This window comes from Rhizobium sp. P1_B8, assembly GCF_056406515.1.
In genome coordinates this window covers 21,129-33,354 of the sequence record NZ_JBFTZZ010000038.1, presented here as the reverse complement: position 1 = coordinate 33,354, position 12,226 = coordinate 21,129, and the positions used below count along the sequence as shown (strand labels likewise).

General features: G+C 62.2%; 9 protein-coding genes. 4 read left to right on the top strand and 5 right to left on the bottom strand.

The window, feature by feature from the left end; genetic code table 11:
• Positions 1-4 precede the first annotated feature (4 nt).
• From AC1D2N_RS31705 to AC1D2N_RS31695, 3 genes are read right to left on the bottom strand one after another with little or no spacing between them, the layout of a single operon-like run.
• Positions 5-1,111: an NAD(P)-dependent alcohol dehydrogenase gene (locus AC1D2N_RS31705; RefSeq protein WP_018246051.1), complete on the bottom strand. Its 1,107-nt coding sequence runs from the start codon at positions 1,109-1,111 to the stop codon at positions 5-7.
• Positions 1,112-1,167: 56 nt separating this feature from the next.
• Positions 1,168-1,992 carry a p-hydroxycinnamoyl CoA hydratase/lyase gene (locus tag AC1D2N_RS31700; protein ID WP_018246052.1) on the bottom strand — a complete coding sequence of 275 codons (825 nt, stop codon included), beginning with the start codon at positions 1,990-1,992 and terminating at the stop codon, positions 1,168-1,170.
• 41 nt (positions 1,993-2,033) lie between these two features.
• Positions 2,034-3,620 (bottom strand): AMP-binding protein, encoded by a 1,587-nt coding sequence (locus AC1D2N_RS31695; protein ID WP_018246053.1) that lies wholly within the window; start codon positions 3,618-3,620, stop codon positions 2,034-2,036.
• A gap of 200 nt (positions 3,621-3,820) precedes the next feature.
• Between AC1D2N_RS31695 and AC1D2N_RS31690 the strand changes: the two genes are divergently transcribed.
• On the top strand, positions 3,821-4,306 hold the full coding sequence (locus tag AC1D2N_RS31690) for a MarR family winged helix-turn-helix transcriptional regulator (RefSeq protein WP_018246054.1): 486 nt from the start codon (positions 3,821-3,823) through the stop codon (positions 4,304-4,306).
• A gap of 119 nt (positions 4,307-4,425) precedes the next feature.
• The gene (locus AC1D2N_RS31685; RefSeq protein WP_018246055.1) at positions 4,426-5,832 is read left to right on the top strand and encodes an adenylate/guanylate cyclase domain-containing protein; all 1,407 of its coding nucleotides are present in this window, start codon (positions 4,426-4,428) and stop codon (positions 5,830-5,832) included.
• Positions 5,833-6,281: 449 nt separating this feature from the next.
• Here the strand turns inward: AC1D2N_RS31685 and AC1D2N_RS31680 are convergent, their stop codons facing one another.
• The gene (locus AC1D2N_RS31680; RefSeq protein WP_018246057.1) at positions 6,282-7,985 is read right to left on the bottom strand and encodes an adenylate/guanylate cyclase domain-containing protein; all 1,704 of its coding nucleotides are present in this window, start codon (positions 7,983-7,985) and stop codon (positions 6,282-6,284) included.
• Positions 7,986-8,226: 241 nt separating this feature from the next.
• Entirely contained in the window at positions 8,227-9,126 is a 900-nt protein-coding gene (locus AC1D2N_RS31675) for a helix-turn-helix transcriptional regulator (protein ID WP_018246058.1), read from the bottom strand.
• Positions 9,127-9,373: 247 nt separating this feature from the next.
• On the opposite strand from AC1D2N_RS31675, the gene AC1D2N_RS31670 reads away from it, so the two are divergent.
• Both AC1D2N_RS31670 and AC1D2N_RS31665 read left to right on the top strand, forming a co-directional pair.
• Complete coding sequence (locus AC1D2N_RS31670) at positions 9,374-10,837, top strand: aldehyde dehydrogenase (RefSeq protein ID WP_026188727.1); 1,464 nt, start codon at positions 9,374-9,376, stop codon at positions 10,835-10,837.
• Positions 10,838-10,906: 69 nt separating this feature from the next.
• Positions 10,907-12,226 carry an ABC transporter substrate-binding protein gene (locus tag AC1D2N_RS31665; RefSeq protein ID WP_018246060.1) on the top strand — a complete coding sequence of 440 codons (1,320 nt, stop codon included), beginning with the start codon at positions 10,907-10,909 and terminating at the stop codon, positions 12,224-12,226.

Below are 12,226 nucleotides of genomic sequence, written 5' to 3'. Positions count from 1 at the left end.
GGTGTCAGACGGCCGGCTGGCGCACGACCGGTTTCAGCACGATGCCCTTTTCCGAATCCTCCACCGCCTGGTTGATGTCGGCAAAATCATAGAAGGTGACGAGCCTGTCGAAGGGAAAGCGGCCCTGCCGATGCAGGTCGATCAACAACGGGATCAGCACGTCCGGATTGGAATCGCCCTCGACGATGCCGCGGACCCGGCGCCCGCCGGACAGGATATGGGTGAGGTCGAGCGTCAGCGTCGCGCCATGGGGCGAGGCCCCGACGATGCCGCAGGTGCCGCGCGGCGCCAGCACACGCACGCACTGGTCGATGACCGCAGGCACGCCGGAGGCATCGATCGAATAATCGACGCCGGCGCCGGTTAGCGCCATGATCGCGGCAACCGCGTCGCTCGCCCTGCCGTTGACGATATCAGTCGCGCCGAGCTCCGCTGCAAGCGCCAGCCGCGTCTCGTTGACATCGACGGCGATGATCCGTGAAGCACCGACGATCCGCGCCGCCATTACCGCGGCAAGACCGACGGAGCCCATGCCGAACACCGCGAGCACTTTTCCCGGTTCGATCTTGAGCGCGTTCATCACCGCGCCGGCGCCGGTCTGGATGCCGCAGGCGAGCGGCCCGAGCAGTGCCAGATCCGCATCCTCAGGCACTTTCACGATATTGCGTTCATGGCACAGGGCGTGGCTGGCGAAGGAGGATTGCCCGAAAATATTGCCGTGAACCCGCTCTCCCTCGCATGAGAGCCCGCTCGAACCGTCAGCGCGCGCACCGAAGAAATTGCGCGGGAAGAATTCGTGGCAATAGGTCTCCTCGTGATCGTTGCAGCTCGGGCAATGACCGCAGGAATTGAAGGTCATGACCACGTGATCACCGGGCTTGACCTTGGCAACGCCCCGCCCGACACGCTCGACGATGCCGGCGCCTTCATGGCCGAGCACGACCGGCTGCGGCACCGGCAAGTGCTGGTCACGCATGACGATATCGGTGTGGCAAACCCCTGTTGCCACGACGCGAACCAGGATTTCACCCTCACGCGGCTCCTCCAAATCGAGCCTTTCCAGCGAAAACGGCGTATGGGGCGCACGCGCCACCGCGGCATGAATTTTCATTGCTTTCCTCCTCCCGATGATCGGCTCGTGAACGGCCCGGCATGCCAGGCCCGTCCTCAGCGGCCGCGCTTGTAGGCGCCGAGCCCCGGCTGATAGGTCTTGTCGTCGAGGAACTGCTTCAGCCCCTCGTCGCGCCCCTTGGTCTTGTCGAGAAACAGCATCTGCTCCAGCTTGGCGTAGATGTAATCGTCGGCGAGATCCCATGGCAGGTTGCGCACCCGCTTGTAGGTGTCCTTGGCGGCCTTCAGCGTCACCGGGTTCTTTTCGAGCAGGCTGGCGCAGATCTTGCGGACCCGGATTTCCAACTCCGCCAGCGGCACCGCCTCGTTGACGAGACCCATTTCGGCGGCCTTGCGCCCGCCGAACAGTTCGCCGGTCATGATGTAATAGAGAGCGTCGCGATGGCGCATCACTTCGGCGACCGCACGGGTGACGTTGCCGCCCGGCAGAATGCCCCAGTTGATCTCGGAGAGGCCGAAATTTGCCTCCTCGGCGGCGATGGCGAGATCGCAGGAAACCAGCGGCGTGAAGGCGCCGCCGAAGCACCAGCCGTTGACCATGGCGATCGTCGGCTTTTCGAAATACATCAGCCGGCCCCACCAGTTGCCGGACTGGCGCCGCGCCTTCAGCGTGACGTCACGCGGCTTGTCGTCATTGTCGCGGAAATATTCCTTCAGATCCATGCCGGCCGACCAGGATTCGCCGGCGCCGCGCAGGACGAGGACGCCGCAGCGCTCGTCGCCCTCGAGCTCGTCGAGCACCTCGAGCATCCTAATATTCAGGGCCGGATTCATCGCATTGCGCTTTTCCGGACGATTGAGGGTCACGAAGGCGATGCCGCCATCGAATTCGACCAGAACCGGCGATTTGTCTTCAGTCATAGGGTCACTCCATTGGTTTCGGCGTGAATGCCGGGGCCGCTTCACAGGGGCTGTCGTTGAAGGGTTTCGTCGGAATGGAACTGGCGCAGGACATGTTTCTGCACCTTGCCGGAGGCGGTTCGGGGAATGGCCTCGACGAAGAGGATGCGCGCCGGACGCTTGAAGGCGGCGAGCCTAGCCGCGCAATGGCCGGCGATCTCATCGCCCGTTGCCACGGCACCCGGCCGCAGCACGATATAGGCGAGGCCGCATTCGCCCCATCGGATATCGGGAATGCCGACGACCGCGGCGTCGAGGATATCGGGATGACTTGCGAGTGCCGCTTCGACCTCGGCGGGATAAACATTCTCGCCGCCGCTGATGTACATGTCCTTCAGCCGGTCGACGATGCGATAGAAGCCGTTCGCTTCGCGTCGGCCGAGATCACCGGTGCGGTACCAGCCGTCGGCGAAGGCGGCAGCGGTTTCCTGAGGCTTGTTCCAGTAGCCCGGCGTCACCGCCGGCCCGCGCAGCCAGAGTTCGCCGATCTCGCCTTCGTCAACCTCGCGGCCGTCCTCGCCGACGATACGAATGTCGAGCAATGGCGCGGGAAGACCGACGCTGCCGGGATTATCCTGCACGGCGCGCCGGTCGATCGGTATATGCAGCACCGTTCCCGCCTCGCTCATGCCGTAACCGTTGACCAGCGCAACGCCGTCATCGAGATAGCTTTCGATCAGCGCCTGCGTCAGCGGTGCACCGCCGACGAAGAGCGCATGCAGGCCGGCGAGCGCCGCGGCGCTATAGGCAGGGTCGTTGCGCAAGGCGAGCACGATCTGCGGCACGGCGAAATAATGGGTGATGGCACGCTGCCGGTCGGCAAGGGCTGCGAGTGTGCGCGCCGGCGTGAAGCGATCGGAGACGACGAGTGTGCCGCCCAGCATCAATGTGGTTCGTGCGACGGCGATCAGACCGATCGTGTGGAAGAAAGGCAGGTCGCATAGGGCGACGGATCTCGGCCCGATCTCGCCGACCACGGAAAAATTGATGGCGGCGAAAAAGGCGTTGCGGCGGGTGATGACGACGCCTTTCGGCTGTCCCGTCGTGCCCGAGGTGTAAAGAAGGACGCAGGGTCCATCGGCATCGGCGGGCACGGGAGCGGCCGGAAGGCTCGCCTCGATCACCGCGGCGAGACCGGCCGAACCGTCTGCCGTCGATATCACCGCCATCTCGGGATCGGCGTTCGCAACGCTGGCCACCGTTGCCGCGAACTCCTCGTCATGAACGAGCAGAGCCGGCGCGCAATCGGCAAGGATCGGCCGAAGCTCGGCGGCGTTGAGGCGCCAGTTGAGTGGCACGTAGATGGCGCCGGCACGCTGGCAGGCAAAGGCAAGCACGATCGAATCCATCGAGTTGCGCGCCAGCATGGCGACACGCGCCCCATCGCGGCGCACTCCGAGCACATCGCTCAGGAAGCCGGCGCAGCAGGCGATCCGCGCATCGAGCTCGGCATAGGTGAGCTGCCTGTCGGTAGCGATTTCGAACAGAGCCGGACGGTCCGGTGCGACGCCGGCGCGGTAAAGGATCGGATCATCCGTCACCAGCCCGCAATCCGCCGACGAAGCCATCCCGGAAAAGGAATGCGCCATTTTCTCCTCCCATGCCTACCGCTCCCCGCAACAGGCATCAATTTTGTATGTAACACATACTAATATCTTTTCCCCGCGATGCAAGAGGCTGTTTGAGGCAAATCCGATCGATCGAATGGCGCGGGGAAATCCGCACTACGGATATTGACTAACCTGCTGATTTTGATGGTTATGGCGCCTGGACGAGGCGAGAACGAACGATGGCGATAAAATCACCGCAGGACGATTTCGAGGGCGAAGATGCGCCCGCGACGCCAGGCCTCGACGTCGGCCGGCTGGGCGATCTCTTGGGGTTTCATCTACGCATGGCGCATGTCGCAATCTATCGCGACTTCGCCGAAACCATGGAGGAGCTGGCGCTGACGCAGAAGCAGCTGGCGGTGATAGAACTCGTCGCCGGCAATCCGGGCGCATCGCAGATCGACCTTGCCAACACGCTCGGCACCGACCGGGCAACGATGATGGCCCTCGTCAACCGGCTGACGGCCCGCAACCTGATCGAGCGCCGTCCCTCCGCGGCGGACCGCCGGCGCCAGGAGCTTCATCTGACGAAGGCCGGACGCGCGATGCTCGCGCGGGCGCGTGCGCTGATCGACAAGCACGAGCGGCGTTTCACCGACCTGTTTTCGCGCGACGAACTGGATGCGCTGCTGGTGGCGCTGAAGCGAATATACAAGGGGAAATGAACCCGCTTCGCTGGGCAGCAGGCAGCTCCAAGCCTATAGATTTCTATTGGGAAGTTCCCGTGTTATGATCCCGATCCTGGCGTCGTCCGCCGTGGGTTCTGCACACGGAGACTTGTCTAATGAGCGAAGTGGACGTCCTTTTTGCCTCCCTGCGACAGGCGGCTGACCCGCCGACGGTTGAGTGCATCGAGAAGGTCGTCACGCATGGCTCGGATCGCGAGCTTAATCGCATCAATGCGCTCGCTTTCGCCGATAAGCACCATCTCGATCAAGAGAAAACCATCGCCGCGTTTCTCCATGCAGCCCGCATAGGCGCGTTCGAGATGACCTGGAATGTCCTTTGCCCAGGATGCGGCGGCGTCCTCGACAGCGGCGCAACCCTCAAAACCGTCGTCCACGAGACGTACCATTGCGCGCTCTGCGCAGCCGGATACGAGCCGACCCTCGACGAGATGGTCGAGGTCACGTTCACGGTCAGTCCGCGCGTGCGCAGGATTGCCGCTCACGATCCCGATCGGTTGCCGCCGCTCGAGTACTATCGCCAGATCTTCTTCAGCTCCGGAGTGGACCTGCCTGACGATCTCGAAGCGAGGTTTTCGCGCATCCAGCTGGAGATGATCGAGTTGGCTCCGGGCGAGAAGGCCTTCGTCTCCCTGCAACTGCCGGCGCAGTTCGTCATCATCTTCGATCCGGTGACACACTCGGCGCAGTTCATCGACGTGCAGGGTGAGCCCACCGACGAACGGCAAACCCTCTCGATGATCATCAGTCGGACGCATGCGCTGAACGAAACGCTGACCCTGCGCCCGGGCTCACTGCGGCTCACCCTCGAGAACCACACCGACCGCAGAGTGGTGCCGAACGTCTGCATCGCAGGAGACGAACTGCACGACCTCTTGGGCCGCAGGCGGCCTTTCCTGACAGCCAAGCGTCTGCTGACGAACCAGAGCTTCCGCGACATCTATCGGACCGACACACTCGACGTCGACCAGCGCCTCAAGATCACCAGCCTGACTTTCCTCTTCACTGACTTGAGGGGCTCGACCGCTCTCTATGAGCGCGTCGGAGATCTTGCCGCTTTCGATCTAGTGCGAGCGCATTTCCGGGTTCTTCATGAGATCGTCGCCACAGAGGCCGGAGCGGTCGTGAAGACTATAGGCGATGCCGTAATGGCGACCTTCCCGAGCCCGGACCGTGCGGTAGCGGCCGCACTCAAGATGCGGGAGGCGATGCTTCGCTTAAATGCCGAACACGGCAGCGACGACCTTCTGCTGAAGATCGGCATCCACGAGGGCCCATGCCTCGCAGTCAACCTCAACGACCGGCAGGACTACTTCGGCCAGACGGTGAATATCGCCTCCCGCGTCCAGGGCCTTGCCGATCCCAATGTCATCATGACGACGGAGGCGATCGTCGAGGATGCCCAAGTTTCAGAGATCCTGCGTGACAGCGGCATCTCATCGGCCTCCCGGATGGCGGAGCTTCAGGGCATCGGGAGAGAGGTGAGGATTTTTGCGCTGTCGTGAGTTTGGTCTTCGTGGTCAAATTAACTTCAGCAGTTTCCGGTAACGGTCGGCCCTAAGTGGACTTTTTTCGTTGTCGAAGGACACGGCTGCTTTGCGCCTAATTTTGCCGTTGAAACAGACCTTGCACCTGCCGGAAAGCAGCCATTGTCTAGTTTCAAGGTAACGGCATCTTTGCGCCGCCGATAGCGGAAGCAGGCGTCGTGGCCTTCATGTCTCGGCGAAGCTGCTTAAATGTTTTGCAAAGCATCCTGTCTTCATTCTGGGCTACGGGCTCATCGCCACCACGATGCAAGGCGGTTCAGCGGAAAAGTCATGTAAGACTGGGGCTGATTGACGCGTTTTGTGAAGCGTCTGAAGAAGCTTGGCACTGCGATCGAGACCGCCGTTCTCGCGCAGCGCATATCCGTCGATCAAGTCCTCGAACGCGTCGGAATTGTCCCCACCCGCTGTCACATCTCTGGCAGGCCGGCCTTTCGGAAGCCGTCAACAAAGTGGTCTCGTACAGATGCATCGCGCAGCGGCTGGGAGCTGAGCCAATGCCCAATCGTGAAATGAGGGTGGGCGATCAGGAACAATTCTGCTTCTCGCAGCGCCTCCTCATGGTGGCCCAACTGTGCAAGCGTAGCGGCCAGGAATTTGCGTGAGTTGGTACGATACGTGTCTTCCCTGCGGAGTGTAGCGGCTGCCGCCTCATAGTCACGCGCGGCGTATTGCGCTTGCCCAAGATGACAAAGATACCAGCACGCTGGATAGGGATTGAGCCGCAGAGCTTTTTCGATCTGCGCAAGTCCGTCGGCAACCCTGCCGTCCAGCACTGATACGTCCGACATGGCGGCCCAGGTGTCGGCGTGGTTGGGGTCCAGCTCCAGGGCCTTGGCGAAGGCGGCCTCCGATTCCTCCCATCGCCGCTCATAAGCCAAAATGGTCCCCAGAACGTAACGGCAGCCGGCATCGTTGGGATCCAGGTCGACCGCCTTCTGCGCGGACGTCACCGCCATCCGACGGTTGGGATCTTCGGGCTCGCCGAAATGAGTCCAGGCAAGCCAACGATTATAGGCGAGCAGACCAAGCGCCTCGGCATATGATGGCTCGAGCTTGACCGCGCGTTGGAGCAGCATATAGGCCTCACGCTCAGTTTGCGGCGACTCTTCCGTCAGGAGGCGGGCGCGCACACACAGGTCGTACGCCTCAAAGTTCTTCGGCCGATTGCGCTGCGGCGGGATGGTCAGTCGGCCGACGAGGGCTTCAACAATCTTGGCGTTAACTTCATCCTGTAATTCGAAAACATCTTCCACCGTCCTGTCAAACCGGTCGGCCCACAAGTGCCGGCCGCCAAGCGCGTCGACCAATTGGGCATTGATGCGGACACGGCCCATTGCGCGTCTGGCGCTCCCCTCCAGGACGTAGCGGACGCCGAGTTCCTGGGCGACCAGCCGTACGTTGACCGGCTTGCCCTTGTAGCCGTACACGGAATTGCGCGCGATGACGAACAGGCCAGCCGTTCGGGAAAGGTCAGTGATCAGGTCTTCGGTCAAGCCGTCGACGAAAGGCGCGTCCGCTTCATTCCCACTCATATTCGTGAACGGCAATACAGCGATCGAGGGCATTTCGGGCAGCGGCAATATGCTCTGCAGCGCATCCGGCCAATGCCACACGTGGACTGGGCGAGTCAGGTTCTTCAGGTAGCGTTCGCCTGCATCGAAGAACCGGTCGCCGATCTTGCCGACGATCTCGCCGTGAACGCTGGCTGAAATGCAGATACCTCCCGGCGCGGCCTGCGTCTCGAGGCGCGCCGCGACATTGACCCCGTCGCCGAGGACGTCTGAACCGTCGTCAATGACATCACCCAGATTGACGCCGACACGCAAAAGCAGGCGCCGGTCGGAGGTCTCAACAGCGGTGGTGGCCCGTTGCATTTCCAACGCTGCTGCGACCGCTTCCACCGCGCTACTGAATTCGATCAGGAAGCCGTCGCCCACAACCTTGAAGATGCGGCCGTTGTGGCGCATCACAGCCGGCTCGATAACGCCAGAACGGAGTTTCCTGAGGTTCGCCAGCGTTGCGCCTTCATCAGCCTCCATCAGGCGTGTATATCCCACCACATCGGCAACGACGATGGCGGCAAGGCGACGCTGAATAGATTGATCCGTCATGTGAGGACAAGCCTAATGACCAGATTAGCAAGTTATTGTTCAACCGCAGGTGAGTCAACAAATCGTAAGAGGTAATATCCAGGCGATCTCCACCTTCCGGCCCCAAATCTGTCATGCCTTCACGCCGGGGCAACGACCGCTTCTTGGCGCATCGCAGGCCTACGCCGGCTTGGAGTTCCGCATCAGCATGATCTCCGATCCAAGTCTGGCAAATTCCAGCCTTGACCAAATGAGCCCGAGCCTAAGGCCAATCGGCGTAACCTGAGGACAGCATGCTGTTTTCCGAGCCGGCCGACGCGCGGGCGATCTCGCGGTAGCCGGCGGGTGAAAGGCCGGTCTTGCGTTTGAAGAAATGGCTGAAATAGGTCGGGTCGCGAAAGCCGAGGCTGTCGGAGATTTCCTGGATATTGCGGGCCGAACGCTCCAATCTCAGCTTTGCCTCCTGCACAACGCGCTCGTGCAAGAGCTGGATCGGCGAGCGGCCGAGCGCCCTTTGGCAGATGGAATGCAGCCGGTCGGCCGTGACGCCCAGCTCTGCGGCATAATCGCTGATCGGCCGGTGCCGGCGGAAGCCGGCCTCGACCAGCTGCCGGTATCTCTGCAGGATCGATCCGGTTTCGCCCTGCCCGCGCTGCTCGCTTCTCTCACCATCGGAACCGCGCCACAGCGCCATCAGAATGAGCCTGATATAGGCGGATGCGACCATCCAGGAGGAGCGGGTGGGATCGCCCAATTCCCGCACGAAGCCCGAAATCAGCGGACTGATTTCGGCCACAGCTGAGGGATCCAATGCCTCGACCAGCTTGCGCTGCTCGGTGAAGATGCGCAGCGAATAGGATTCCACCTTGTCGCCGATCGCATCGACCATGATCTGCGGCGAAGCTCCGACCAGATGGGCCGCGGTTCCGGCTGATATCGACAGGTCGCATCGCGCCTGCGGAGGCAGGAAGGCAAGCAGCGGCCCGTGTAGCGGCCGATGGTCGCCATTGTCGAAATGAAGCTCCCCGCTTCCCTCGCCGAGCAGAAGGAAATGATGGAAATCGGCATAGAGTCCTTTTTGAAAACGGATACGCCGGTGCGACAGCGACGGCCCGTGCCACTCGCCCCTGGCATAGTGATGAATCCCTCCGTCCGTTGCCAAGCTTCTCCTCCACTCCCCAAGTCAAACAATGCTGTAATCGCCGGATAATTACAATATTAACCCAATAAATCGCATTCCATCCGCGCCAGATCGGCGTAACCTTTTCTCATCAGCCTTTGGGAGGAGGCTCTTCAACAGATGCAGGAACCGTCAGGCGACCCTCGTGGCGCCGCGTCCGCTCGTTTTCTCCCATGGCAACAACGCAAACCGGCATGTGGCGCCAGTACGTGGCGCCAATGCCTGGCAAATGGATGGAACAGTGTTCGCGGCAAAGCTGATGATCAACAACGAGGCGATGGATGCTTCCGAAGGGGCCACCTTCGAACGCATCGATCCGCTGACCGGCGACGTCGCAACGATCGCTTCGGCAGGATCCGTTGGCGACATGACAAGGGCAGCCAATGCGGCCGCGGCCGCTTTTCCGGACTGGTCCCAGATCGGCCCGGGCGAACGGCGCAGGCTCCTGAATGCCGCAGCCGATATCCTCGAGGCCCGCACGCCCGAACTCATTGCCGCCATGACTGGAGAAACTGGCGCCACCGCGCAATGGGCGGCGATCAATTGCGGCCTTGGCGCGGATATTCTTCGCGAGGCGGCGGCGATGACCACGCAAATATCAGGCGAGCTCATTCCTTCAGGCATTCCGGGAAGCCTCGCCATGGCGGTCCGCCAGCCGGCAGGCGTCTGCGTCGGCATTGCCCCCTGGAATGCACCTATCATCCTCGGCACCCGCGCCGTTGCCATGCCGCTTGCCTGCGGCAACACGGTTATCCTGAAAGCCTCCGAACTCTGCCCGAAGACCCATGGCCTGATCGGCGACATCCTCTGTGACGCCGGTTTCCCGCGCGGCGTCGTCAATGTCGTTTCCAATGCGCCGAGCGATGCCGCCGCCGTCGTCGACGCGCTGATCGCCCATCCGGCCGTGCGCCGCATCAATTTCACCGGCTCCACCCGTGTCGGCAGGATCATCGCCGAATCCGCGGCAAGGCATCTCAAGCGCTGCCTGCTTGAGCTCGGCGGCAAGGCGCCGTTCATCGTCCTTGCCGACGCCGATATCGATGAGGCCGTGAGTGCTGCCGCCTTCGGCGCCTTCATGAACCAGGGCCAGATCTGCATGTCGACCGAACGGATCATCCTCATGGACGAGATCGCCGACGGCTTCGTTGGCAAATTCCGAACGAAGGCCGCAACCCTTGTCGCCGGCAATCCCAAGGACGGCAACACGCCGCTCGGCACGCTGATCAACACTGAGGCCGTCCGGCGTGTCAGGTCGCTCGTCGATGATGCCCTGCAGAAGGGCGCGGTTCTCGTCTGCGGCGGCCAGGCCAACGGCACGCTGATGGACGCAACCGTCATCGATCACGTGACGCCTGCCATGCGCATCTACCGCGAGGAGAGCTTTGGACCGGTGGCGGCGATCATCCGGGTCGGTAGCGTCGACGAGGCTGTGACGGTTGCCAACGACAACGAATATGGGCTGTCGGCGGCCGTTTTCAGCGCCGACGTCAATACAGCACTTGCCGTTGCCATGCGGCTCGAATCCGGCATCTGCCACATCAACGAAGCCACAGTTTCCGACGAGCCGCAAATGCCCTTCGGCGGCGTCAAATCAAGCGGCTACGGCCGCTTCGGCGGCAAGGCCGCGATCGATGAATTCACCGAGCTCAGATGGATCACCATGGCCTCGGGAAAACGGCACTACCCGATCTGAATTGAGATCGGTCGGGATGAACACTGGGAACGGGCTGGGAGGCCCGCATCAAGAGGGAGGAATGAATTCATGAACGGCATTTTCCGCAGCGGAAAATTCAACGCGGCATCGCTGAGCCGCCGCTCTTTCATCGCATCGACCGTGGCGGGCGGTGCAGCGCTGGCGCTTTCCCGCCGCACGGCCTTCGCTCAGAGCGGCGATACGCTGAAGGTCGGCTTCATCAGTCCGCGCACCGGCCCTCTCGGCGGCTTCGGCGAGACGGACGGTTATGTGCTCGAACTGGCGCGCAAGGCGCTGGCGAACGGCCTGCAGGCGGGCGGCAAGACCTGGAAGGTTGATATTCTCGACCAGGATACTCAGTCTGACCCTTCACGCGCAGGCCAGTTGGCAAAGGACCTGATCAACAACCAGGCGATCGACCTGATGCTCGCCGTCTCGACGCCCGAAACCATCAACCCGGTGGCCGACGCCTGCGAAGCGGCCGGTATTCCCTGCCTCTCGACGGTCATGCCCTGGGAAGCCTGGTATTTCGGCCGCGGCGCCAAGCCGGGCGCGCCGTCGCCCTTCAAATGGACCTATCATTTCGGCTTCGGCGTCGAAGAGTTCCACAAGGCCTATGTGTCGCAGTGGAACCTGATCGAGACCAACAAGAAGGTCGGCGTCATGTATCCCAACGACGCCGACGGCAATGCGATCCGCACCCATCTGGCGCCGGCGCTTGCCAAGGCGGGCTTCACCATCGTCGATCCGGGAGCCTATGAAACCGGAACCACCGACTTTACCGCGCAAATCGCTCTCTTCAGGCAGGAGGGCGTGGAGATCTTCAATTCGTTCCCGATACCGCCTGACTTCGCCGCCTTCTGGCGCCAGGCTGCGCAGCAGGGCCTTACCCAGCAGATCAAGATCTGCCAGATCGCCAAGACGGGCCTGTTTCCCTCCGACATCGAGGCGCTCGGCGACCTCGGCCTGAACATCGGCAGCGCCGCCTATTGGCACAAGGCCTTCCCCTACAAATCCACGCTGACAGGCGTATCCGGAACCGAACTCGCCGACGGCTATGAGACGGCCAGCGGCAAGCAGTGGACGCAGCAGCTCGGCGCCAGCCTTGCGCTTCTCGACGCCGGCTTCGATGCACTGAAGGCCAGCACGGACGTCAAAAGCAAGGAGGCCGTCGCCGAGGCGATCAGCACGCTGAAGACCACCACGATCGCCGGCAAGGTCGATTTCACCAGCGGCCCCGTCGCCAACGTCTCTCCCGGACCGATCATCGGCACGCAATGGGTGAAAGCGGCGGAGGGCTCGAAATTCGCGCTCGACTACGTCGTCACCGAAAATGCCACCGACCCCAATGTCCCGGTCGGCGCCAAGCTTACCGCTTACAATGGATAA